General features: G+C 49.1%; 31 protein-coding genes and 1 pseudogene. 12 read left to right on the top strand and 20 right to left on the bottom strand.

Translation table 11 applies throughout. The annotated features are described in order from the left end of the window. Nucleotides 1-146 precede the first annotated feature (146 nt). The 5 genes from NDQ72_08445 to NDQ72_08425 are packed head-to-tail and all read left to right on the top strand — an operon-like array spanning nucleotide 147 to nucleotide 3326. Nucleotides 147-713 carry an isochorismatase family protein gene (locus NDQ72_08445; protein ID WKD29957.1) on the top strand — a complete coding sequence of 189 codons (567 nt, stop codon included), beginning with the start codon at nucleotides 147-149 and terminating at the stop codon, nucleotides 711-713. Beyond that, the gene (locus tag NDQ72_08440) at nucleotides 688-1713 is read left to right on the top strand and encodes a helix-turn-helix domain-containing protein (GenBank protein WKD29956.1); all 1026 of its coding nucleotides are present in this window, start codon (nucleotides 688-690) and stop codon (nucleotides 1711-1713) included. Before NDQ72_08445 ends, NDQ72_08440 begins: the two co-directional genes overlap by 26 nt. 46 nt (nucleotides 1714-1759) lie before the next feature. After that, nucleotides 1760-2563: a helix-turn-helix domain-containing protein gene (locus NDQ72_08435; GenBank protein ID WKD29955.1), complete on the top strand. Its 804-nt coding sequence runs from the start codon at nucleotides 1760-1762 to the stop codon at nucleotides 2561-2563. A gap of 52 nt (nucleotides 2564-2615) precedes the next feature. Beyond that, a complete protein-coding gene (locus tag NDQ72_08430; protein WKD29954.1) occupies nucleotides 2616-3074 on the top strand; it encodes a carboxymuconolactone decarboxylase family protein in 459 nt (152 codons plus the stop codon). Between the two features lie 45 nt (nucleotides 3075-3119). Continuing rightward, the gene (locus NDQ72_08425; protein WKD29953.1) at nucleotides 3120-3326 is read left to right on the top strand and encodes a YrhK family protein; all 207 of its coding nucleotides are present in this window, start codon (nucleotides 3120-3122) and stop codon (nucleotides 3324-3326) included. Nucleotides 3327-3451: 125 nt separating this feature from the next. Here the strand turns inward: NDQ72_08425 and NDQ72_08420 are convergent, their stop codons facing one another. From NDQ72_08420 to NDQ72_08410, 3 genes are all read right to left on the bottom strand, one after another. Continuing rightward, nucleotides 3452-4006 carry a GNAT family N-acetyltransferase gene (locus NDQ72_08420; GenBank protein WKD29952.1) on the bottom strand — a complete coding sequence of 185 codons (555 nt, stop codon included), beginning with the start codon at nucleotides 4004-4006 and terminating at the stop codon, nucleotides 3452-3454. A gap of 64 nt (nucleotides 4007-4070) precedes the next feature. Then, on the bottom strand, nucleotides 4071-4628 hold the full coding sequence (locus NDQ72_08415; GenBank protein ID WKD29951.1) for a dihydrofolate reductase family protein: 558 nt from the start codon (nucleotides 4626-4628) through the stop codon (nucleotides 4071-4073). Between the two features lie 15 nt (nucleotides 4629-4643). Then, a complete protein-coding gene (locus NDQ72_08410; protein WKD29950.1) occupies nucleotides 4644-4922 on the bottom strand; it encodes an alpha/beta hydrolase in 279 nt (92 codons plus the stop codon). A 91-nt stretch (nucleotides 4923-5013) separates the two neighbouring features. On the opposite strand from NDQ72_08410, the gene NDQ72_08405 reads away from it, so the two are divergent. Then, complete coding sequence (locus tag NDQ72_08405) at nucleotides 5014-6006, top strand: IS30 family transposase (protein ID WKD29949.1); 993 nt, start codon at nucleotides 5014-5016, stop codon at nucleotides 6004-6006. Here NDQ72_08405 and NDQ72_08400 read toward each other — a convergent pair. The 8 genes and pseudogenes from NDQ72_08400 to NDQ72_08365 all read right to left on the bottom strand — a co-directional run bounded on the left by NDQ72_08400 (nucleotide 5965) and on the right by NDQ72_08365 (nucleotide 10292). Then, entirely contained in the window at nucleotides 5965-6528 is a 564-nt protein-coding gene (locus NDQ72_08400; protein WKD29948.1) for an alpha/beta hydrolase, read from the bottom strand. The two genes, NDQ72_08405 and NDQ72_08400, sit on opposite strands and share 42 nt — an antisense overlap. Before the next feature lie 137 nt (nucleotides 6529-6665). Then, nucleotides 6666-7231, bottom strand: a pseudogene (locus tag NDQ72_08395) (DJ-1/PfpI family protein). 203 nt (nucleotides 7232-7434) lie between these two features. After that, nucleotides 7435-7980 (bottom strand): nucleotidyltransferase family protein, encoded by a 546-nt coding sequence (locus NDQ72_08390; protein ID WKD29947.1) that lies wholly within the window; start codon nucleotides 7978-7980, stop codon nucleotides 7435-7437. A 57-nt stretch (nucleotides 7981-8037) separates the two neighbouring features. Continuing rightward, nucleotides 8038-8469, bottom strand: a complete 432-nt coding sequence (locus NDQ72_08385) for a GFA family protein (GenBank protein WKD29946.1) — start codon at nucleotides 8467-8469, stop codon at nucleotides 8038-8040. Between the two features lie 52 nt (nucleotides 8470-8521). Next, nucleotides 8522-8947 (bottom strand): N-acetyltransferase, encoded by a 426-nt coding sequence (locus NDQ72_08380; protein ID WKD29945.1) that lies wholly within the window; start codon nucleotides 8945-8947, stop codon nucleotides 8522-8524. A gap of 159 nt (nucleotides 8948-9106) precedes the next feature. Then, a complete protein-coding gene (locus NDQ72_08375; GenBank protein WKD29944.1) occupies nucleotides 9107-9280 on the bottom strand; it encodes a hypothetical protein in 174 nt (57 codons plus the stop codon). A 48-nt stretch (nucleotides 9281-9328) separates the two neighbouring features. Beyond that, nucleotides 9329-9724, bottom strand: coding sequence for a VOC family protein (locus NDQ72_08370; protein ID WKD29943.1), 396 nt, complete (start codon nucleotides 9722-9724; stop codon nucleotides 9329-9331). A 142-nt stretch (nucleotides 9725-9866) separates the two neighbouring features. After that, entirely contained in the window at nucleotides 9867-10292 is a 426-nt protein-coding gene (locus NDQ72_08365; GenBank protein WKD29942.1) for a VOC family protein, read from the bottom strand. 102 nt (nucleotides 10293-10394) lie between these two features. Between NDQ72_08365 and soxR the strand changes: the two genes are divergently transcribed. Then, nucleotides 10395-10877, top strand: a complete 483-nt coding sequence (gene soxR / locus NDQ72_08360; GenBank protein WKD29941.1) for a redox-sensitive transcriptional activator SoxR — start codon at nucleotides 10395-10397, stop codon at nucleotides 10875-10877. A 59-nt stretch (nucleotides 10878-10936) separates the two neighbouring features. Here the strand turns inward: soxR and NDQ72_08355 are convergent, their stop codons facing one another. Continuing rightward, on the bottom strand, nucleotides 10937-11332 hold the full coding sequence (locus tag NDQ72_08355) for a hypothetical protein (GenBank protein ID WKD29940.1): 396 nt from the start codon (nucleotides 11330-11332) through the stop codon (nucleotides 10937-10939). A 9-nt stretch (nucleotides 11333-11341) separates the two neighbouring features. Beyond that, nucleotides 11342-12429, bottom strand: a protein-coding gene (locus tag NDQ72_08350) for an IS3 family transposase (protein WKD29939.1) whose coding sequence is annotated in 2 segments (ribosomal slippage) — nucleotides 11342-12177 and nucleotides 12177-12429 — 1089 coding nt in all. Because the reading frame shifts where the segments join, the coding sequence is not laid out codon by codon here. Nucleotides 12430-12712: 283 nt separating this feature from the next. Here NDQ72_08350 and rlmF point away from each other — a divergent pair. Beyond that, entirely contained in the window at nucleotides 12713-13657 is a 945-nt protein-coding gene (gene rlmF / locus NDQ72_08345) for a 23S rRNA (adenine(1618)-N(6))-methyltransferase RlmF (protein WKD29938.1), read from the top strand. Between the two features lie 222 nt (nucleotides 13658-13879). Here rlmF and NDQ72_08340 read toward each other — a convergent pair whose 3' ends face one another. From NDQ72_08340 to NDQ72_08330, 3 genes are all read right to left on the bottom strand, one after another. Further along, on the bottom strand, nucleotides 13880-14209 hold the full coding sequence (locus NDQ72_08340; protein WKD29937.1) for a DHCW motif cupin fold protein: 330 nt from the start codon (nucleotides 14207-14209) through the stop codon (nucleotides 13880-13882). A 222-nt stretch (nucleotides 14210-14431) separates the two neighbouring features. Beyond that, the gene (locus NDQ72_08335; GenBank protein WKD29936.1) at nucleotides 14432-14701 is read right to left on the bottom strand and encodes a lysophospholipase; all 270 of its coding nucleotides are present in this window, start codon (nucleotides 14699-14701) and stop codon (nucleotides 14432-14434) included. Nucleotides 14702-15029: 328 nt separating this feature from the next. Beyond that, nucleotides 15030-15467 (bottom strand): hypothetical protein, encoded by a 438-nt coding sequence (locus NDQ72_08330; protein WKD29935.1) that lies wholly within the window; start codon nucleotides 15465-15467, stop codon nucleotides 15030-15032. Nucleotides 15468-16029: 562 nt separating this feature from the next. Here NDQ72_08330 and NDQ72_08325 point away from each other — a divergent pair. From NDQ72_08325 to NDQ72_08310, 4 genes are read left to right on the top strand one after another with little or no spacing between them, the layout of a single operon-like run. Further along, entirely contained in the window at nucleotides 16030-16770 is a 741-nt protein-coding gene (locus NDQ72_08325; GenBank protein ID WKD29934.1) for a class I SAM-dependent methyltransferase, read from the top strand. 2 nt (nucleotides 16771-16772) lie between these two features. After that, nucleotides 16773-17948, top strand: a complete 1176-nt coding sequence (locus tag NDQ72_08320) for a peptidogalycan biosysnthesis protein (protein ID WKD29933.1) — start codon at nucleotides 16773-16775, stop codon at nucleotides 17946-17948. Nucleotides 17949-17963: 15 nt separating this feature from the next. Next, a complete protein-coding gene (locus NDQ72_08315) occupies nucleotides 17964-18296 on the top strand; it encodes a hypothetical protein (GenBank protein ID WKD29932.1) in 333 nt (110 codons plus the stop codon). Between the two features lie 2 nt (nucleotides 18297-18298). Further along, the gene (locus tag NDQ72_08310; protein WKD29931.1) at nucleotides 18299-18823 is read left to right on the top strand and encodes a pyridoxamine 5'-phosphate oxidase family protein; all 525 of its coding nucleotides are present in this window, start codon (nucleotides 18299-18301) and stop codon (nucleotides 18821-18823) included. Between the two features lie 150 nt (nucleotides 18824-18973). Here NDQ72_08310 and NDQ72_08305 read toward each other — a convergent pair whose 3' ends face one another. The 4 genes from NDQ72_08305 to NDQ72_08290 all read right to left on the bottom strand — a co-directional run bounded on the left by NDQ72_08305 (nucleotide 18974) and on the right by NDQ72_08290 (nucleotide 21103). Beyond that, nucleotides 18974-19300, bottom strand: coding sequence for a hypothetical protein (locus NDQ72_08305; GenBank protein ID WKD29930.1), 327 nt, complete (start codon nucleotides 19298-19300; stop codon nucleotides 18974-18976). Nucleotides 19301-19548: 248 nt separating this feature from the next. Then, the gene (locus tag NDQ72_08300) at nucleotides 19549-19980 is read right to left on the bottom strand and encodes a GNAT family N-acetyltransferase (protein WKD29929.1); all 432 of its coding nucleotides are present in this window, start codon (nucleotides 19978-19980) and stop codon (nucleotides 19549-19551) included. 83 nt (nucleotides 19981-20063) lie between these two features. Next, nucleotides 20064-20561 (bottom strand): nucleotidyltransferase family protein, encoded by a 498-nt coding sequence (locus NDQ72_08295; GenBank protein ID WKD29928.1) that lies wholly within the window; start codon nucleotides 20559-20561, stop codon nucleotides 20064-20066. Between the two features lie 50 nt (nucleotides 20562-20611). Then, a complete protein-coding gene (locus NDQ72_08290) occupies nucleotides 20612-21103 on the bottom strand; it encodes a DUF1993 domain-containing protein (GenBank protein WKD29927.1) in 492 nt (163 codons plus the stop codon). Nucleotides 21104-21528: the final 425 nt, after the last annotated feature.

Raw genomic sequence — 21528 nt, 5'->3', positions numbered from 1 at the left:
GTGCATAATCGCTGCACCGCCTTAGTTTGCCGCCACCCATTAATCCTATGTGGCCGAAATTGACCGCTTTTGGACCGCTCAAGGTATCGTTGGCTGAAATGGAAATAGCTAATCTGTAGCCTCACTTCAACACGATGAGATTAGCCATGACTCAGTCTAAAACTGCACTGCTATTAATTGACGTTCAAGCGTCCTTTCCCGCCCGCGATTATTGGGTAGAATCACTGGCGCAAGCATGGCGCCCCAAGCAGCGGGCGATGCTAGACGCGGCGCAGTCAAATAACATACCTGTTGTGCGCGTTTTTCATGAAGAACCTGGTAGCCAAGGCGCTTTTGACCCCGCTAATGGCCTAATTCGCCCGCTTGATGGTTTTGACGATGAAGCGGCAGTGACCTTCCATAAACGTGTTCATAATGCATTCAGCGATACTGAGCTTGAAAATTGGTTACGCGAACGCGACATTACGCAACTTGCGATTAGCGGTATTCGTACAGAGCAATGCTGCGAGACAACCACCCGGGTAGCGTCAGATTTAGGTTTTAGCGTTGATTTTGTCAGCGATGCAACGCTAACGTTCCCTATGACGCGTAACGGCATTACATGGTCAGCCGATGATATTAAGGCACGTACCGAACTGGTACTTGAAGACCGTTTTGCGCGTATTATCAGCACACAAGACTTGATCGATGAGTGGCAAAACACGCGTGAGTGAAACACAACACAAGAGTCAACTGCTCTCCAAAAGAGCCAACACTCTGCGGATTGCGGTATTGATGATGCCTGGCCAAGTGCCGCTTGACTTGGTCGGGCCTCTTCAGGTTTTACAGTGTGCCGACCGGCTATCAATCGATGTTGAGGTTTGCTATGTCGGCCCAAAAACCGCTATGCCGTGGTTAGGGCCGCTGACGCTTAGTGGCATTGACCCGTTACCCGAACAGCTGCCGCCTCAACAGCTACTGCTAATTCCAGGACAGTATCGCAATAGTGTTGAGCCATTGGCGCAGCAAGAGTGTGTTAGTTGGCTTAAGGCAAACGCATGCTATGCGGACACGTTGATGACGGTTTGCTCCGGCACGCTATTACTGGCTGACGCAGGCTTACTGGAGGGGCGACGCTGCACGACGCATCACACATTAATCGAGCAATTACAGGCCAAAGCGCCTAAGGCCAAGGTACAAAGCGATTGTATTTTTATTGAAGATGGCCGCTATTTAACCAGCGCTGGAATTTCAACCGGTATAGATACCATGCTGTACTGGCTTACTCGCGCTTGCGGTCATTCATTGGCGCTAGCGGTAGCGCGAGAGATGGTGCTATATCTTCGCCGCAGTGGACAAGAACCCCAGCTGGGAGCCTGGCTTGAGGGCCGCAATCATGTGGATGAACGGCTGCATCGCGTTCAAGATGCAATATGTGCCGCCCCCTCGCAAACCTGGCGTATTGAGACATTAGCCACTCATGCAGCCATGAGTGAGCGCCATTTTCGGCGCCGATTCAAAAGCCTCACCGGTATGCTGGTGGGAGACTACATTATCGGGTTGCGCCTGCAACGCGCTAAAACATTAATGACCGAGACGCCATGGACGCTAGCAAGGGTGGCCGAAGCATCCGGTTTCGGTGATGAACGGCAACTAAGGCGTATCTGGGCTCGCCACGAGAAAGTACCACCGAGTGTATGGCGCCGCGCCAGTTCTCAAAAGCTGCTGGATTAAGCCAATACGAGCTATCATTAGGAAAACATATCGCGGGTTGCCCCCCATGACCGATCTTATCCTGCCAAGCCACGCTAACTACCTCAATTTTCGACATTGCCTACCTGATAAGCGTTTAGCCCCGTGGGTACAGTGCCTTTGGTCAATGGGTGGCTCAGGGGATATTACTGAACCCAGAACCGAAAAATTTTATCCCGATGCCGGCGCTAGTCTCAGTATCAAGCTAGCTAGTTCTCACCCCATCATTACGCTCTGTTTTAACAGGCGTACGCTAATAGAAACACTCGACGCCCACACTCCCTGTCTGGGGATTCGCTTTAAAGCAACAGGCGTTCACTGCCTGTTAGGCTTGCTACCCGAAGCATTCGCAGATAAACCGCAGCGCTTAGATAACGAGCTTGAAACACCGGCGTTACAAGGGTTAATGCCCGTAGCGGAGCACCTCTACCGCCTGGACGCACAGCAGGGTTTACGCCTGTTAGAAACATGGTTGTTACACCGGCTAAAGAGCCAGTCACTGGTCAATAGCCGCACCCTCAGGATTGTTCAAGCGATTGGGGAACTAAAGCATCCTCCTCAACAGTTAGGCGCCACACTAGGGGTGACCAGGCGAACCCTGGAACGCAAATTAAAGCGCGAGGTGGGCGTTACGCCAGGCCAATTAGTCGCCTATGCCCGACTAGACCGCGCCCGTCATAGGCTACTTGAAACCACGCTGCCCCTAGCGGAAATAGCGCTGCAATGCGGCTACTATGACCAAGCTCACTTCACTCATGCCTTTCAATCACTCGCCTATGAAACGCCCGCCGCCTATCGCAAGCGTAAACTGTCGCAAATTTACAAGGCGTAAAAAAGCCTCGACGTTAAGCTGAGCCCTCAACTTACGCATTGAGGTCATCCATATGTCGACCCGTCTCTCTCAGCAGTCTGTGTATCGCCTTGTCCCACGCCTAGCTAAAAACCTGATTGCATTAGGCAACGTTGCGGAAGATTCAACGCTTAATCGCACCATCGTTCACTTAGTCAACCTGCGTGTTTCGCAAATAAACCACTGTTGCTTTTGCCAGCACATGCATTCTCAAGAGGCCAGAGACGACGGCGAGCATCAAGTTCGCCTAGACGTGTTACCGGCCTGGCGGGAAGCCTCCTGCTTTAGCACACAAGAACGTGCCGCACTCGCCTGGGCTGAAGCACTCACACTCATCAGCCAACAGCCCTCCATCAGCGACGACACCTATCAAAACGCGTTAACTGCCTTTGGTGAGCAGGGGCTAGTTGACCTAACTGCGATTATTGTTCAAATCAACAGCTGGAATCGGATATCGGTGGGCTTTCAGTTTGCACCGGACATTCGTATCTAAGCCATCTTAGATACCTGACAATAAAACTTCAGATGGGTGAATGGAATGAACAGTGTGACGAAGCAGCGTCAACGGCTCCCCAACTTTCTGGGTCTCTTATCCAGTCTATGTTTTTTCTTTGGCAGTCTTTTATTCCTACCGTCAGGCGCTATTTATGCAACCGTAGGCGTATGGTGTTTTGTGATGGGCTCGCTGATCATGTTTATTATTTACGCAATGAGTATTAGAAGTATGGGTAAAAAGCACGTCTAGTTGAACCAACAGCTAACCTTGATATAGCCGCTGGGTTGTCAACTACCTAGCGGCTCTAGAAGGCAATGCCCTCTACGCAATACCAATGGCGCTAGCGCTTTAGCTTTCAGCATCCAGTAGAGCCATCAAGCACTTATCGAGTTCGCAATATTGCAGTGTAACGAGCACCACTGCTGCAGCGTTAGTCGGTACAACCTCACTGGTCGAGCGTAGAACTCGATCGTATCAAACTGACTAAACCCGGCCTTCTCTGCGACCTTGAGTGATGCACCATTGTCAGGCTCAATAACAGCGACCACGGAAGCAAGTTGCTTTTGACTAAATGCCACACTGAGCACCGCTTGCACTGCTTCAGTCGCCAAGCCCATGCCCCAGTATTGTTTAGCCAGCCGATAACCTAGCCCAATTTCTTCTACACCATTAACCTCTTCGGGGCTAACACCGCAAAAGCCAACAAGCTTATCGGTTCCCTTCTCAACCAAAGCCCACGGCCCAATACGATGAGACGCATAGCACTCCAAACACCAGTCGATAAATCGCCGCGTTGCGGCTTCATCACAAACGCCTCGGATCGAGTGCTTCATGACGTCAGGATCACTGAGGATCTTGGTCAATTCGGGAACATCGTTTAAGGACAACGTTCGTATAACCAGACGCTGCGTTTCACAAATTTGCACCATTTTCTCCTTGTGCACGATGCCCAAAGCCGCTGTTGCTGCGGTACTGCTTAGGCAGCCTTGAAAATCAGCTTACCTTGTACTTCGTTTGAATAAAATTGTTTGGGAATGCGATCGCTTCGGCCTCTTCAAGCCTAATCTGTTGGTTAAGGCTTCCAAACAGAGCGATACCGCCACCTAAAAGAATAGGTGCTTTTGTGATGGTCATTTCATCAATTAGCCCAAGATTGAGAAACGAAGTTATGGTTGAACCGCCATCTATATAGGCATGTTTAAATCCTTTACTTGCCAGCTCAGCCATTAAGTCTTGAATCTCACCAGCGTACATTTCCACTTTGCCTTGCAAGTTTTCAGGAGGTTCGCTGACTGAATGACTAAGCACGACGATGTGAAGGTCACCATAGGGCCATTGGTCAGGCGCTAAATTCATCCCCGAGATAACGTCCATGCACTTACGCCCCATCACCATACAATCAACGGAGTCAATAAAGCTCTGAAAGCCCATATCGGGATTCTCACGCATATCTGCCTCTAAGTTGCCAGCGGTATGAAGCCAGTCAACGCCACCGTCTGGGGTCGCAATATATCCGTCAGCACTTGTTGCTATATAGACAGAACACTTCATAAACATCTCCGTAATTTACAAACCATGACCAAGTGCCAACTTAATGTGCGTAGAGAACTTTTCGGGACTTTCTTGGGGCAACATATGCCCCTCGCCAGCAACTTCATTAATCACAGAGTTGGCTAACAAATGAGCGGTTTGTTGAGCAATAAGTCTAAACATATCACGCGTTTCCGCCCCATAACCTATAACGATTGGAGCACTGATTTTGGAGACCAACTCAGCGTTTATGGCTGGCTGCTCTTGTTGATTCAGTTGATGGGTTAACGTGTACGCTTTAGATCCTGGATTCATAGAATAACCGCAGCACTTTGGACACCACGGTGGAGGCAGGAGGGTCAGCGCCGGTACCCTTCTCGGCTCACCGACCAAAGTGAAGCAGAGCATGGGATACCGACAGCTGACCCAGACCCAACGATACCAGATCCACGCCCGCTATGACTTGGGCGTGAGCCAGCGTCAAATCGGCAGAGAGCTAGGAATCCACAGCAGCACGGTCAGCCGTGAGCTGCGTCGTAACGCCACTTCTGGTGGCTACGACCCCGAGCAGGCCCAGTCCCTCAGTGATCACCGCCGCCGCACCGCCTGGAAGTGGACGAAGCGCTTGCCCAGCCTGATCACCGCCGTTGCCGACCGGCTGCGAGAGGAGTGGAGTCCGGAGCAGATCAGCGGCTTCATGGCACCGTTGGCCGGCATAGGCGTCAGTCACCAGTGGATCTACTCCTTGATCTGGGATGACAGAGCGCAAGGTGGCGATCTATGGCGGCACCTCCGCCAACCGAAGCGTCGCAGCAAGCATCGGGCTCAGGCCAAGAGCGCTGGGCTTGGCAAGATCCCCAGCCGCGTGGGCATTGAGCATCGCCCGGCAGAGGTCGATGCCAGGCTCGTCATCGGGCACTGGGAAGGCGACACCGTCATTCAGGGGCATAAGCAATCGGGGCTGGTGACGCTGGTAGAGCGCCGTAGCGGCTATCTGCTGGCGGCGAGGTTGCCCAGGGTCTCAGCGGAGCTGACGCAAGCGGCCATGATCCGGCTGTTGAAGCCTCGCCGGGGTGCTGTGAAGACCATCACCCTAGACAACGGCTCGGAGTTCGCCGGCCACATAGCCGTAGGCAAGGCGGTGACCGCAAAGACCTACTTTTGCGATCCCTACTGCTCTGGCCAGCGTGGGAGCAACGAGAATACCAATGGCTTGATACGGCAGTACTTCCCCAAGGGAACAGACTTCCGCCAGGTCACCGATGCCGAGCTGCGCAAGGTGGTCGAGAAACTAAACGACCGCCCTCGAAAGCGACTCGGTTACCGGACACCGGCACAGGTGTTTCTGGGGGAGTACTCAGGAGCCCTGGACACAGCAGGTGCTGCACTTATTGCTTGAATTCAGGGATATCTGCAGCGCTTGGATACTTTCGTCCTGAGTAGAAAAATACCCTTCTCTATTACCTGAACCGTCAATTAAGCGCTCAACCGCTAATTCAATATTTCCAGCATGAAAATTTTCAAAAACCGGACTGAACATGGCGTTGGCATCCGACTGCCAAGCCTCCATTTTCTCTCCTTGTAAACAGCCTGGATAGCCAGGCTCGTACAGGAACACGTTGGACAACGCTAAGTCATGTGTCACCAACATATTAATGATGACATCCGCCCCGTAAGACCAACCAACAATATTAATGGGTTTATCTTTAGGCAAGTTCGACAGCAGTTCAGCTAAATCATTGGCATGCGTATTTAGACCAAAACCACCTGAACAAGGCTCGCCAAAGTGCCTCAAAGTAACAGAAATCACCTCATAGCCAGCTTTCAGGTATTCAATATGAGGAAGCCACATAGCGCCATCGGTGAGCGCCCCATGAACCAGTACTAAGTAGTCACCGGTTCCCTCTTGAAAAGAGTCCATTACAGTCATTCCTAAATCGGTTGCAAGCTTTTTCCATGCTCTAACTAGCACGGGATTGAGCAAAAAATAGCACCACCACACGTTGCAATAATATTCAGCTGGCAATCACTTTGACCTGCACGCAGGAAGGTGTAACCCTAGCGATTCCAGCGATACTCCATTTGTCGTGCTGTTTTCTCCGCAAGCTCGGTGCTGCGTAACTTGGCAACCAAGTGTAAGCACATATCAATCCCCGCAGAGATGCCACCTGAACTAATGACACCGCCATCGTCTACCCAACGCACGTCCTCCACCACATCAAGCTGCGGAAACTGAGCTTTTAAATCACCTTGGTCATCCCAGTGAGTAGTTACTCTGCCTTTCAGGCTACAACTAAGAAGATGCCGGTACACACTGTGGCTACCTGCTGCACTATGGCTGCTTGATGTGCAATCCAGGCCTTTACCTTTTCGTTTGCCATCTCCCCCGTGTGCACACCACCGACAATAATCAATACATCAATGGGCGGATGATTATCGATGGTGGCGTTTGGCAGCACCTGGTAGCCCGCCCGGGCAGTTACTGGGCCGTCTTTTTCAGCAATTAAAAATACTGAAAACGGCTCGTCTTCATCACTAACGCGACTGGCCGTGGTAAAAACTTCAAAGGGACCCGAGAAGTCGAGTACTTCTGCTTGGTCATAGATATAGATGCCAATGTTCATTTGAGGACGTCCTTAAAATCTAAGCCTGCTATTTACCAGCAGTTAACAATAAAGCCACCACCCCTCGCCATGCGTTACACCGCGCACAGTTCAACACTCATTAAATTAGCTGGTGTTGTAGTGCGTGGTAAGCGAAGCGCACCCGCAAAAGCAGTGCGCAGCAGTGCCGGGTTAGGTTTGTAGGCCACTGCCGACGGCTACCATTAAGCATTGACTAGCAACTTTGGCCACGTTTGAAGCCACCGCTTATTGTATACCCGAGCGTCAAAGTCTGTTCGCTTTGGCCGTTTTGGATTTAATGTAATGGTATAGTTAAACAGTGGCTTAACGCCAAAAGGAGCCATAATTATTAGCTCTCCGCGATCATCCAACGCAGCGCCTACAGCAGTTTCTACTTCTACCCAGAAACTCATGGCATCTTCGGTTGACGTATACGGATAATCGCCATTGCGCGCGTGCATTCTTGCTTGGTTCTTTACTGACCAGGGTAAGGTTGAAACGCCCATTAACCTTCGCTCAATCTCACGATCACGAGAATCGCCTACATCGTCAGAGTCGAAGTAAATTAAATCAATGTCGTTCAATGGCGTACTCGCTACAAAGCCATGCAGCTTGTCCCACACTAAGTTTCTAACGAACCCTGCAGCGAGACACCAACCCGGCAGCTTCTGCGCAGCTGCGGTAGTCAGCGCCGCCATGCGATCAGGATCACTCATTATCCATTGCTTGATCAGCGCTTCATGATCCATCGCAACACCTTACCATGGCGTTTTATTCTGATTATCGAAAATAAAACAGTGTATTCATCAACTTGAACGCTGTAATGCTGCGTGAAGCGACTGTAAGCTATCAGGACCATCATCTAACCGAACACTGCTGCACGACACTCGCTCCCATGTCGCCGATGAGGTCAAATGTAGATGCACTGCGACGCATGATCCCGTCTCGTCATCGAGCAATCCAGCGGGGATCCAAACAAGCTTCGTGTCTCTTAGTTTATTGGGCACTGAGCTGCCACAGGCGGCGCAAAAGTCATTCCGATAACCCGTTGGCTTTTGAAAAGAGCGAATATTGGCTTGACCAGAAATCCACTCGAAGCACTCCTCGCTTACAAACGTAGCGGCATTCGCTGAAGAACCAGTCGTTTTCCGACACAAAGAGCAGTGGCATTGATAAAAGTTTGGTAGCTCTCCTTTAACGCTGAACTTAACCTCTCCGCAGAGACACTCACCTTTCATTCAACACTCCTATAATACTCTGCATCCAGCGGCCCAGACCGACGCCACCGCGCTAGCAATAATATTCCATGACTAACTCTGGGTGGCCAGTTTGTTCATCAACTTGCTCACCTAATGAAATAAATCCCTGCTTTTTATAAAAGTTGATACTGGGAGTATTTTCTCGGTAAACCGTTAGTTGCAAGCACTCCCTTCGGCTCTTGGCATCATCAAGCATAGCGGCTCCTACACCTCGCCCCTGCAAGCTTGGCGACACAAAAACGGCAGCCAGTGTATTTCCGTATAAACTGTAGAAACCAGCTATCTGGTTCTCAGATTCAAACACAAAAGTTTCCGAGGCAGGGATATAAACATCGCGCATTTCGGTAACCTTTGACGCCCAAAACTCCGCTTCAACAAAAGCGTGCGCTTTAATCGATGCTGAAAGCCAGATCTCCAGAATCTGGTCAATATCCGTCTCTCGGTATTTGCGAATCATCTAAACGTTCCTAATTGATGGTCAGATGAGCATACAATAGCTTGTTTTTATTCGCTATTCTTGGGCTCTTTATGAATCATTCCTCCTCCTGCGCTACCCCGCGCTTCGATTTAGCTATTGATTGAATTAGCCAGTGTTTTATTGCGTGGTAAGCGTAACTCATCCGCAAGGGCGGTCTGGCGCAATAACGCCGTCTGCTGAATGGGCGATAAGTCCAGATTGCGCCCCCAGCCGGTTACGCATTTCTGGATCGTAGTTGCCTGGGATATCCAATCCTCCCCATAGCATGCCATGCTGGTTCGCAAACACTTGCATGTACTGAAGGGTATTCAACTGATCACCGCTTAAGTTAGCCCCAATAGTAAAACCAGCGGCAATATTTTAAGTACTGATCTGATTTACGAAGCCAGTCTCATCCCTTATACCAACCCGGTTGCCATCGGGGTCAGCGATGTTGATAGTTCTACCCCAAGTATTCTCGATAATGGTGGTTTGAATACCCCAAGACCTGATTCTTCTTAGCGCCTCTTCCAAATTTTCAACGTTGAACCGCAACTTAAAACTACTTTCTTCTGGCGATTTGATACCTTTCTTTGCCTTACCGCCCTGTTCCACCATCAAATAACCATGACCAAATTCTAAACAGGTGAGCTTAAAGCCGCCTTCGTCTCTCTCAAACAGCTGATGCAAGCCAAATAGATCCCGATAGAAAGCGACACACTCCAAGTAGTGTTCAGTATTAAGAATTACTCCGTAACGGACTACATTTGCCTTCATAAACCCTCCTATTATACAGCACTAGGCTGTGCTGCCGCTCCAGCAGCGACAGCCTGGGCGAGTTGCTTAGTACTGCCCAAAGCAGAATGAAACACAACGGCAACGTTCATTACACTGACCCTTTCCGTTACTGTACTACTGGTTACTGAGCATCGCGGTTTAGATTTCGCTCGGCAGGTATATCGCTTAGGTACTCGACAAACTCCACTTCAAAACCCGCCGGATCGACAAAATAGACATTTTTCCGAAACGGCTCTATAGCGCCAGGTTTGGCGATGGCGTAGCCCACTTTATTGAGCCTAGCGACAACGGCATCAAGGTTATCGACCACATATGCAAAATGAGCCAGCCCAACGGAGTGACCTTTCAAATCGCGGTTCTCCCCTTCGCCGTGATCGCTTAACGCCAAGTAATTTTCATCGTCACCAAAGTGCACCCATTTACGCGGTTTGCCATACCACTCGCCATGACCTTCGTCCCGCACCCGCCAATGTGGAAAAACTGCCCGGTAAAAATCCAGCATGGCACCTATATCAGTAACCACCAGATTAACGTGCTCTAAGTACATACGAGACTCCTTGCGCTATGTGAGATGCCAGGGTAAAACCTCAACTTAAGTTGAGGTAAAGTGGTTTGTGGAAAAAAAAATGGCAAAAATATGAGGTGAGTAATGGCAGAAGCAATTTGGAGTGTTGGTAAGGTTGCCAAGCGCTGCGGCATTAAAGTAAGCACCCTGCACTTTTACGAGCAGCAAGGGCTGATCCACAGCTGGCGTAATGCAGGCAATCAGCGGCGTTATAAACCAGAAGTGCTAAGGCGAATTTCGGTGATAAAAGCAGCGCAGAGAGTTGGCGTCAGCCTGGAGGAAATAAAGCAGGCCTTTGAATCATTACCGAATAACCGCACGCCAACGGTTGAAGACTGGCAGCAGCTTTCAAAAAACTGGCAGCAGATGCTGGATGGACGAATTGCTTACCTGCAAAAATTGCGCGATAACCTAGCGGGATGTATCGGCTGTGGCTGCCTCAGCATGACTAGCTGCCCACTCTATAACCCCGACGACAAACTGGCTAACTCAGGTAGCGGCCCTGTGCTGCTCGATCAGGCAGAGCAGAATGCCAGAACCCAGCAAGAGCCAAACGCTGGTTCATAGCTCTTAAAGTAGCCCTTAAAATAGTTCTTAAAATAGCCCTCAATAGCAGCTCTTACATCTTAATCTACACCAATGAACCACTTGGGTTTGATACGCCCAAAGTCTCGACGGATATTGGTTTTCAAGGCTTTCTTGGAATCCAGAACGACAGTATCCCGCTCAGTTCTAACAAACACCACCCAATGCCAGAAAGGCCGGCCCTGCTCCGTGCGCCACTTGATGGCCAACAACGCCTTATCTGGAAGCGTCACCCAAGCCTCGAATGGCGTCTCTGTTGGCGCAGCCGTGATACCCAAAGTACACAACAACCTACGGACATACTCGGTATCTGACCAAAGCGCGGTGTCTTCGGCATAAATACCCAAAGCATTGGCTGTCGCTTTGGCCTGCGCATAAGTAATGCCCGCAAGCGCGGCGCATGCTGCGGTAATCCCCCCATTTTTAGAGGGCTTCAAAAGTAGGCCTCAGGCCATCATGGCCAACTTCTGTTGAGGAGTGATTCCTCCGAGTCCCATATTGGGTCGTTCGTGATTGTAGTGCCAGAGCCAGCGAGTAGCATAACCTTGGACTTCTTCGGTGCTGTCGAACAGATACTGGGCCAGCCAATCGTAACGCACCGTTCGGTTGTAGCGTTCGATATAGGCATTCTGCTGGGGCTTGCCGGGCTGGATAAACGCCAACACAATGCCTTGGTTTTTCGCCCAGTTCGCCAGCTTGCCGCTGATGTATTCAGGGCCGTTGTCACAGCGAATAGAGCGCGGTTTGCCCCGCCACTCAATGATCTGCTCCAGTGACCGTATAACACGCTCTGTCGGAAGCGAGAAGTCTACTTCGATGCAAAGGCCTTCGCGGTTGAAGTCATCAATCACATTCAGCAGCCGGTATCTGCGACCATCGTTGAGCTGGTCGTGCATGAAGTCCATCGACCAACTGTCATTGATCATTTCCGGCACGGCCAATGGCTCCGGCTTTTCACGAACCAGGCGTTTCTTGGGTTTTATCCGCAGGTTCAGTTCCAGCTCCCGATAAATTCGGTAAACCCGTTTGTGATTCCAGCCAAACCCTTTGACGTTTCTCAGGTGCAAAAAGCACAGGCCGAAGCCCCAATTGCGCTGGTTATGGGTCAACCGGATTAGCCAGTCGGCGATCTCGGTATTCTCGCTGCTGAGCTTGGCCCGGTAGCGATAGCAGGTCTCGCTGATGCTGAACATCCAGCAAGCCAGTCGAATGCTGATGCGCTTCTCATTGACGGCTTTCTGCGCCATCTCACGGCGTCGAGACGGCTTCACCACTTTTTTTCGATGGCTTCCTTGAGGATGTCCGCTTTCAATCGTTCCTCAGCGTACATCTTCTTGAGCCGTCGGTTTTCATCCTCTAGCTCTTTCAACCGGGCCATCATGGACGCATCCATGCCGCCGAATTTAGCTCGCCACTTGTAGAAAGTCGCACTGCTCATGCCATGCTCACGACACAGCTCTGGAACCGGAGCGCCGCCTTCGGCTTGCTTGAGAATTGACAGTATTTGGCTGTCAGAAAAACGTGATTTTTTCATGCAGAATCTCCCTGCGTTTAGCTTACGGAAAATTCTACTTTTGAACACCCTGGTTTTTCGGGGGGATTACCCTGCAATCCCACAGCCGGATATTTCTTCTTGAACAACAGGGTTCATTGAGTCTTCCAGTTAGTAAAGAACTATATGAAGTGGTACGGGGAAAACTAGCGGATAGTCGCTACCCTCGAACTGCCGAGCATGCACGTCACAGCCATTAAGATTATAATCACTGGCTAAGCCAGACCCATCCTACTATCGAACTCTAAGCCTCGGGCGTATTACTGTGAACATCCCCCATCGAAGTGAAAAAAGCCAAGCTAGACCTGTTCGCAAAGGCCTGCACCCGAGAAATCAACATAACCAAGGCTATGACTTCCCGGCTCTCGTAACAAGCCACCCAGCATTAGCCTCCCATGTAAAACCAAACACACATGGCGACCTTTCCATCGATTTCGCAGATCCATTGGCAGTAAAAACGCTCAACGCTGCGTTATTAAACCGGTACTACAACATTGTCGATTGGGGTATTCCAGAGGGCGCGCTTTGCCCGCCAATCCCAGGCAGAGCTGACTATATCCATTACATGGCTGACTTGCTGGAAATTGGGCCTGGGCTAGAACAGCGCAGTATTAAGCTGCTCGATATCGGCACGGGAGCAAATGGAATCTACCCAATACTGGCCTGCCAAATTTACGGCTGGCAGTGTGTCGGTAGCGACATTAATCCTCAGTCGCTTGAGAACGTAGCCACGATTATCGCCAACAACCCCACACTCAAAGAACGCTTCACGCTGCGCACGCAGCACGATAAAAACCACATTTTTGAGGGGATCATTCAAGCTGGGGAATTCTTTGACGTCAGCGTATGCAACCCACCTTTCCATGCCTCGCTTGATGAAGCTCTTAAAGGTAGTCGGCTTAAACTCAATAACCTCGCTCGTAGTCGCGGTGAGCAAAAAGTAAAAAACCAATCACCCACTCTGAATTTTGGCGGATTGGGAGCAGAGCTTTGGTGTAAGGGGGGCGAACAGCTGTTTCTTAAAAAGCTCATCAGAGAAAGCAAGGTGTATTCAACTCAATGCCGCTGGTTTACTAGCCTGGTATCAAAAACGGACAATGTTAAGCCTGCCAAGAAGTTGATTGGTAAGCTCGGTGCCGTTGATATACGAGAAATAGAGATGAAGCAGGGAAACAAGATTACGAGAGTATTGGCCTGGACATTCACCTGAGCCGCGCAGAAGGTTTACGATGGCAGGCAACCACGGTAATCGGCAATAAACACCAAACCAATATGAACTTAATGGTTTGGTGTCGTATGGGCGATTCAAGTCAGGATACGTTAGCGACCCAGGAGACTCTGTGACTTAGCACCCCGAACTCATCCTGGCAAATCTCCTTAAAGGTGCACGACAATTAAGCCACCATCGCCGTGCTTCCTCAGGCCTATGCTACTAATCAACGACAAACAATTTAGCTCCTTGCTTTGTCGAAGAGCGATGAAGTTCGGCATTATCGGCAACTTGGTAGCTAGAACCAGGCGTGAGAACAAAGCAGCGTCCATCGTCGAGCTCAGTATGAAGTTCACCTTCAAGGCAGAGCAATATGTGGCCTTTAGCACACCAATGATCCGCCAAATAACCAGGACTATATTCAACCATTCGCACCCGGATATCCCCAAAATTTCGGGTCTTCCAATAAGCAACGCCACTTTCTCCGGAATGCTCCGTCTGCTTAACTTCAGACCAATCTGTGACCCCAAAAGGTAAATCTGTAATGTTCAAACGGTATCTCCATAAGTAGATAACAGCAATTATTCCAGCGTGGGCCTAGTTTGGTATCAAACTACAGCAAAGCGGCTCTCTGCGATTAACTCAGATCACCGCTCTATCAGCCAAGGAATTTTTCTTAGCCAATCCTTCGGTGCCTCACTATTGATGTATTTTTTGGCTCCAGCTATTGATGCACATTTGTGATTTCCAATTTTATGCATTGCCTACGAATCATCAGTCGCGCCAGCGGTCAGATGTATTGATCAGCCATCCACGTATGGACTCAGCGACGTCTTGAGTCATGGGTCGGCCATCTGAGTCAGATAAACCATGATCCATCTCGGGGTAGGCCATCAGCTCGATATTGAATTTACCTAAGTCGTGAAGGTTTTCGATTAACTCAGCGACTGCCTCAGGTGAAACAGACTTATCGCTCCCGCCCTGCACAATTAAGGCGGGTATCTCTACACGGCTCAAAACAGATTCTTGATCAATCGAAAGCATGCTTCGCCACCATGCGTATCCATGGTTACTGAAAATCCGCCGACGGCCAAGCAGCGTGAGACAACTCTCTGATAAGGTTGTTATGCTTGACACTATTACAGTCAGACCCTTGGAAAGATACTAGAAGCGTATCTGATGAAAGGTTATCGGATGCAACTTCTAGGTAATAGTCAATGATGCTGCCATCCGCTCTTTTGAGTGATGAGACAGCATCGTTTTCATTTGCCACAGCTTGTAAGCCCGAATAAGAAACAACCTACGACACATGTAGCCTTAAAATACTTCTTTCTTTTTTCTAATACCCGATGCATCCGCTGGTTATGTATTTTTACAAGATTGACCATTTCAAAACCACGCCAACTAAGTGAATTGAACCAACAACTAAGCAAATAGCCGAGCTCCATAGCCAAAAAGCGGTGCTGTTTTGCTTTATCTGAGGGTGATCAGTGACAAATGGAGCAATTAAGCCGCCTAAGCCTCGAAGTAAGTAAATGGTTGTTATTGCGCACAAGGCTAATTTTAAAAAAGGCATGCTAGGTAACAGTCCCGCACCAGACCACGCATAACAGCCCCAAATAATTAAAACTGAGGCAATCCCAAGTGTTATGACTGTTGGCCGCAAAGAGCGCTTCTCAGCCATTAGTGCCATTGCTTCCCCTGCACCGAAAAAACGATACCAGTCTGGGCCTCCAATCACGACACCGACATGCAGCGCCGCTGCTAAAAAGCTCAATGAGCCAGCAACGATTAATAGTTCAAAACTCACAAAATATGTCTCCATTCTTCATGACTACTGCCCATACGCCCTAGTCCCATGTTCCGTTAGACTCTGCACTTCACATGTTTTCTCTAAGCTAAACAACGCGCGACACTGCCTCCCAAGCCAGTTCTTATCGACCATCAGCGATACAGTTTATGGTAAATTTTGCGCACCTTTCCAGAATAATTAGTTTTTAATTCTATTTCCTCTCTGCACACTCGATCTTGTCTATACACTCGATATTAGTTGACTCATAACACTGCACTGCTAACCAACATCGGCTTTTTCTAGCCTAGCCAGAGAACAGCGCAAGGACCCCCTACGGTTTTCTCTAGCCAAGCTAACCCCTTCATAGTACGAATTAAAACCTAAACTGATAAGTGCCACTACGAGTCGACGTCGCGGTTGATCCTAGCAACTATCAGTAAGATAAGAATCGTACTTCAGTATTATTAGACAAGGGAATTAAAAAGTTACATTACGCAAAGAAAAAAAACATCAAATTTTAAGGTTGTTGCTATGTTAAATAAAGTGAACCTTCAGGTGTCCATGCGTAGGGAGTAGATAAATGTCACAACAATTTGACGAGCTTGCCGCCTTATATGAAAAAATGGCCGAATGGCCATTTCGAAAGTACTGCGAGATACCCTCCACTATTGAAGCTCTAGGAGATATTAGCGGGCTTTCTATTCTTGATTTCGGCTGTGGAAGTGGCTTCTATACCCGGCTGTTAAAAAAACATGGCGCCAAGGAAGTTGTCGGCTACGATATATCTTCGGGGATGATAAGTTACGCGCGTCGTCGCGAAGAGAAAGAGCAACATGGCATCTCATATATTGATAATAAAGACAGTATCCCAGAGAAACACTTTGATATCGTTCTTTCTGTATATACTTTACCCTACGCGAAAAACCTAGCGGGCCTTATGGAATTGTGCGGTGATATGGTGCGCCCCATAATACCAGGCGGTCGTCTCGTAACACTTCCTCTTCACCCGAACTACGCGCTACAAACATCTTACTATCGCCCCTACGGTTTCGACCTTATTAGTAGCACTACCACTCCTAGAACTGACGAAACGCCGCTGAAACTTCACTTGTGTCAGCCCCCCTATGATGACTTTGTAACTGCTTACTACTGGTCGAGTGAGGCATTAACTAACGCCTTGGAACACGCCGGGGTAAAAAATATTGAATGGCAAAACTTTCATGTAACCGATGAGGGCAACGAGGTTCACAAGAGTAGTTTCTGGGAGGCTTATCAAACATGCCCACACTCAATCATTCTCTCAGGACACAAAGGAGTGTGAACGTGCTGACACCTCCCGTGTCCACCACCACCTCCCTGCCTCCCTTCGGAGCCGTTTGGGTCCGCTGGTTCAATTCGATCAGTTCTCTTGACCATCACGAGTGGGACTCACTGGTCGAAGACAGCAATTTTTTTAATAGCTACAGATGGTTACAGTCTCTCGAATACTTCAGTCGACCACGCTCTGTGTTGGCGGCTTTCGGCCCTGGGGGGCTTTTGGCAGGCTGCCCAATATGGGAAGGACAGCCTGACGACCCTCTGTTCGCCCCCTCACACTGGTTTACAGAGTTGCCAGGGCCATGGAAGGAAAAATTTCTGTGGGTGGGGGCATATCGCTCCACGCATAATGAGCTGATTTGCGGACATGGAGCTCGTCATCAAGAAGCGCTGGCACTGCTGCTTCATGAGCTCCAAAACAAAGCCAATCATGATGGGCTGGCTGGCGTTCTACTGCCCTATATGCCGTTGAAAAGAGCCCTGTATGTAGCCTCGCACCACCCTGATGCACAAGTGCTGCTTCATGATGCCGAAGCTTCCCAGCACATCTCACCAGGAGGCTTAGACGACACCATCTCGTCCTGGAAGAAACACTATCGAACACGCACACGAGCCGAAATAAATGCCTTCCACAATCAGGGCAATCAAATAGAGTGGTCACCTATTACGCCAGTACTAGAGGAAATACTGGTCAATCTTGTTGCCATGAATCGATCCAAACACGGTGCGACCACTGGAGCATCATGGATGCGCAAGGTTTTCATGAGTCAGCACCAGTCCAACGTCATTGATCACTCGATCGTCGCCCTTTCCCGAAACAAGGGGAAGATAAATGCTGCCACCATATTTTATCGTTTCGGAAACTCGCTTCACGCCCGATATTTCGGTTCCGACTACACAGAGGAGAAGGACGACTTCCGTTACTTCGTTCTCAGCTACTACGCACCTTTAAGGTATGCGCCCAAGCATGGCTTAAAGACATCCCACCTCTCAGTTTCAGCCTTGGATGCGAAAGCAAAACGTGGAGGATGCATCGAGCCACTCGCCACCGTCGCAATTCTTAGAAAAGAAAAATTAGCGGACGACCTTGTGAAGAAGCACAACTTCGCAGTCGTTGATAGCCACCAGAACAGGTTTCGCAAACACCTGGCCTCGGAATGGTTCAACGATGGAATCATCTGATAATAGGAGAGATTCATGCTTCATCTAGTCTATATTCTTCAGCCTACCGAGCATGCACGAACCCACACAAAAGAGTTCTGGGAGTGGATACGCTCACGTCAATCCTGGTTTTACGATGGCTTGGACATGGTTCATGAGCCACGTTGGTTCAACTACGTTATCGGTAATAACGTGCACTGCCTGGAGCACTCGGTAGCTTTCGAAGACGAAGCGGCCTGGGGTGCCTACCGCAAGGCAGTTTCACAGCGCTGCAAAGATCCAGAGTGGGAGGCAAGGCGGATCGAACAGGAAAAATGGTGGGAAATCATTGACTCCCGACTCATGAACGATATTCAACTGGAGAGTTAAGAATGACGGAGCATACAACAACAACACTACACACACGTGCGAACCGACTTCTGGATACAGCTTCTTTCATCACATTGGCCACCTGCAATGATACTGGAACGCCCTGGGCATCCACCGTCAATTATGTAGTCCTTCGCTCTCCACTGCGCCTTATCTGGTACTCCATGACCCAGGCTCAACATTCGATTAATATCGATCGACAACCCATGCTGTCGGGTTCAATCTTTCGCACCGATCTCGGCGAGTTATCACCTCCCGCAGGCTTAGATGGTTTGCAGCTCCTTGGAGATGGCCGCGCCGTGCCCGATGAAGAAGCAGCCGCTATCCATACCTTGTACTATCGCTTGAACTTTCCCGATCCAGAGTTAAGAAAATCCTGGGAACTGCCACTAACAGATTTTCTCACAGGAGGGCGAAGACGATTCTATGAAATGCGCCCACATAGTCTATGGTTGCTCGATCTGGATCAGTGGCGAGAGGACAAGGTGGACCAACGAATTGCGGTCGATATTTCGCAGTTAGCTTGACCCGAACAATGCGCTTCGTGGCGGCTAAGAGCGTTGCTCAACAAGATAGCCAAGCCACTCAGCGTATCCATGAAGAACCGTATTTATGAAGAGCTAGCCAGCGGACGGCAAAAGCCCCTCAAACCTGTAGCCTACGGCTAACGCCCATATTTAGCTGCCGACACGAGCCAAATACGCTTTTGCGCATTCACCTACAAAGCGTCGGCCGGGATTATCACCCGCGATCCAGTCCTCAATAGGAAAAAGGTCAAACAGACCAACCTTCACAAGCGTTGGAACGGCAAGCTCAAGCTCTTTTTCTACTTGGCCTCGCTCGCCAGCGTTATAAAGATTAATGTTATAGAGCATCGTGGCAACCGTTCCTGTCTGAACCTTACTGCCATCTTTGAGATGAACGGAAGGTAGGACTTCCCCACCGCTAACGACTTTCTGATTTACAGCGGCCAACTGCTCCGTATGCTCAACGCTTTTTTTCATTAGCACTCTCCTTCTTTCAAGCGGCTTTACTTTTAAACAGCTAGAGCCACGTTACGGTGTGAACAACGCCACTATTTCACTAGATCATTGTGCCGTAACCACTTAAGCCAACTCAAACCTAAAATGCCAAGCGTTGCGAATCTACCTCGAACACGCTGTTCTGAGGTTTTCTTACCCCATACGGAAACGCCCAAGGTTATTAGCCTCGGGCGTTTCTTCTAGCAAATTTGGTTACCACAAACCGAACCTTAAAGTGTCATATGCAGAATTGGAAAGGGTTTTCCCATATCATCAAGGGGTGAGCGTGAAACTACCTTGAACCCCATATGCTCGTAAAAGCCAACAGCCTGTGGGTTTTGTTCATTGACGTCCACGTTGGTTGCACCTAACAGCTCAATCGCGTATTGCAGTAGTGCCTTACCTATGCCTTGCCCTCGCGCTTCATTCAGGATGAATAGCATTTCAATCTTTGAGTTTTGGGCACCCAAAAAACCTAGAATTGAACCACGTTCATCTTTAACGCACCTCAATGTAACAGCGGGAAAAGCCTGCTCAATGATAATTGGTTTAAAAAACTCAATATCTTCTTCTGATATAAAGTCATGCGTTGCTCGAACTGACTCTTCCCAAACATTAAGCATCTCTGCATAATTTTCAGGAAGCACACTTTCTACCATCATCGTACTTCTCTACAGTTGACTGAAATTCATATGCAGACGCACTTCCCTAGTGACTATTTTCATCACTACCTCTCCTCGAATACCTAACACACGCCGCTCGGCGAATTATCTGGCTCCTCGTTATCCCGGATGGCGCAGATATCTTCGATATCCACCGGCCGTGCGAGTGTAGATTTATACCGAACCAGATCGTCTTTCAGCATCAGAGGAAGCTCAAGACCCAACAAATGCACGGTGACATAGCGAGAAAAATCTATGTTGAGTGGCACCCAGGTTTCGTGACTTGCATCGAAAATTTGCGAGCCGTCAGCGTTACCTACCTCCACTTTAATACCTTCATACTTGAACTGGACGTAGGTTAGATCCCAGCCTTCCTCCTGGCGGTGAGCGGCAGCTTTGGATACAAACTGCTGACCGGCCTGAACCACTGACGCAAAGTGCTCGCCGGGGACAAACAGGTCGATGTCATTAAGCTCACGCTCAGAGCCATACCCCTTTGCTGCGAGCCCCCCGCAGATCAAAAAAGGAATACTCCTTTCTCTCAGTAATCCCACTATCCATTGGGCTGCTAAATGATGCACGCTTCCTCCTTTTGCGCATTCCCGCTCTGAAACGCTTTGTTAGGGCGATGCTAATCAATAAAACTGAAACCAACAGGATAAGAGTGTAAACCGTCGAAATCCCCTTTACTAAGGGCTACACCGGCTTTTCTCGCTATCGCATATACCATGCTCATATGAAACATGTAGTTAGGGACTATGTACCTAAACACGTAACTGCTTTGCGGAAGACTAATCTCTGTAAAACCTGCTGTATCTGATATCAACTGACTATCGTCCAACTCCTCAGTATCAGGAAGTTTCTCAAGCTGAATTTGCACCTCGTGCATCAACCTAAGGGACGCATTTTTACCTGGCGCTGAAAGCTCATACGAAACAACTTCACCACCAACTAACGGACAGTACCCCCTTAAAAGAAAGTTGGCAGCTATTTGTGCATTCATTTCCAGAGAAAACATCCCTTCGTGTAGGGTGTCTGAAAACAGCTCTTCCGGCACTTTCTCAATAATGGCAGTCAATTGGGACAGGTAATTGAGAAAAAGTTTTCTAATCGAAGTCGTCATTATTAATCCCTTAAATCTTAACAGTGGATAGACTACACGATCTGATATTAACTGAATGCGCTGCGCTGCCATCGCGGGTGCCTTATGGCTCGTTCCTCGCCAAGCGTTACGCCGCGCACAAACGTGCCATCGTTTGATTTTGTAGTGCGTGGTAAGCGCGGCGCACCCGCAATTGTGGCTCGAAAATATGCGTGGCTTAAAGCGACTCCGCTGCAGTGGCCAGCTATTTAGTAAAAGCTAATCTACTTAGTTAAAGCTAATAATGATTCAAACACACAGCGTTCGAAATTAAAAAAATCATAAAAAACAATACGTATTACAAAACATCACTTACCATTCATTTAATTAATGCCTGTCATTTCATCATAAACTTTGCCATTCGGCACTATGAAGCTAATTGCTCTATTCGAGCAATGAACGGCTAC

This window comes from Halomonas sp. KG2 (genome assembly GCA_030440445.1).
Lineage (GTDB): Bacteria > Pseudomonadota > Gammaproteobacteria > Pseudomonadales > Halomonadaceae > Vreelandella.
Note: the sequence above shows the minus strand (reverse complement) of the source record. Positions and strands in the feature narration are given on the sequence as shown.

What these genes read in the sequence shown, in the direction of transcription:
- NDQ72_08290 (WKD29927.1), bottom strand. Translation starts at nt 21,103, where the DNA reads ATGACGACTTCGATTAGAAAACTTTTTCTCAATTACCTGTCCCAATTG.
- NDQ72_08425 (WKD29953.1), top strand. Translation starts at nt 3,120, where the DNA reads ATGAACAGTGTGACGAAGCAGCGTCAACGGCTCCCCAACTTTCTGGGT.
- NDQ72_08440 (WKD29956.1), top strand. Translation starts at nt 688, where the DNA reads ATGAGTGGCAAAACACGCGTGAGTGAAACACAACACAAGAGTCAACTG.
- NDQ72_08380 (WKD29945.1), bottom strand. Translation starts at nt 8,947, where the DNA reads ATGATTCGCAAATACCGAGAGACGGATATTGACCAGATTCTGGAGATC.
- NDQ72_08325 (WKD29934.1), top strand. Translation starts at nt 16,030, where the DNA reads ATGTCACAACAATTTGACGAGCTTGCCGCCTTATATGAAAAAATGGCC.
- soxR (WKD29941.1), top strand. Translation starts at nt 10,395, where the DNA reads ATGGCAGAAGCAATTTGGAGTGTTGGTAAGGTTGCCAAGCGCTGCGGC.
- NDQ72_08405 (WKD29949.1), top strand. Translation starts at nt 5,014, where the DNA reads ATGGGATACCGACAGCTGACCCAGACCCAACGATACCAGATCCACGCC.
- NDQ72_08420 (WKD29952.1), bottom strand. Translation starts at nt 4,006, where the DNA reads ATGGTGCAAATTTGTGAAACGCAGCGTCTGGTTATACGAACGTTGTCC.
- NDQ72_08365 (WKD29942.1), bottom strand. Translation starts at nt 10,292, where the DNA reads ATGTACTTAGAGCACGTTAATCTGGTGGTTACTGATATAGGTGCCATG.
- NDQ72_08400 (WKD29948.1), bottom strand. Translation starts at nt 6,528, where the DNA reads ATGGACTCTTTTCAAGAGGGAACCGGTGACTACTTAGTACTGGTTCAT.
- NDQ72_08335 (WKD29936.1), bottom strand. Translation starts at nt 14,701, where the DNA reads ATGCTTTCGATTGATCAAGAATCTGTTTTGAGCCGTGTAGAGATACCC.
- NDQ72_08385 (WKD29946.1), bottom strand. Translation starts at nt 8,469, where the DNA reads ATGAAAGGTGAGTGTCTCTGCGGAGAGGTTAAGTTCAGCGTTAAAGGA.
- NDQ72_08370 (WKD29943.1), bottom strand. Translation starts at nt 9,724, where the DNA reads ATGAAGGCAAATGTAGTCCGTTACGGAGTAATTCTTAATACTGAACAC.
- NDQ72_08445 (WKD29957.1), top strand. Translation starts at nt 147, where the DNA reads ATGACTCAGTCTAAAACTGCACTGCTATTAATTGACGTTCAAGCGTCC.
- NDQ72_08390 (WKD29947.1), bottom strand. Translation starts at nt 7,980, where the DNA reads ATGGATCATGAAGCGCTGATCAAGCAATGGATAATGAGTGATCCTGAT.
- NDQ72_08300 (WKD29929.1), bottom strand. Translation starts at nt 19,980, where the DNA reads ATGATGGTAGAAAGTGTGCTTCCTGAAAATTATGCAGAGATGCTTAAT.
- NDQ72_08435 (WKD29955.1), top strand. Translation starts at nt 1,760, where the DNA reads ATGACCGATCTTATCCTGCCAAGCCACGCTAACTACCTCAATTTTCGA.
- NDQ72_08305 (WKD29930.1), bottom strand. Translation starts at nt 19,300, where the DNA reads ATGAAAAAAAGCGTTGAGCATACGGAGCAGTTGGCCGCTGTAAATCAG.
- NDQ72_08410 (WKD29950.1), bottom strand. Translation starts at nt 4,922, where the DNA reads ATGAATCCAGGATCTAAAGCGTACACGTTAACCCATCAACTGAATCAA.
- NDQ72_08315 (WKD29932.1), top strand. Translation starts at nt 17,964, where the DNA reads ATGCTTCATCTAGTCTATATTCTTCAGCCTACCGAGCATGCACGAACC.
- NDQ72_08415 (WKD29951.1), bottom strand. Translation starts at nt 4,628, where the DNA reads ATGAAGTGTTCTGTCTATATAGCAACAAGTGCTGACGGATATATTGCG.
- NDQ72_08310 (WKD29931.1), top strand. Translation starts at nt 18,299, where the DNA reads ATGACGGAGCATACAACAACAACACTACACACACGTGCGAACCGACTT.
- NDQ72_08430 (WKD29954.1), top strand. Translation starts at nt 2,616, where the DNA reads ATGTCGACCCGTCTCTCTCAGCAGTCTGTGTATCGCCTTGTCCCACGC.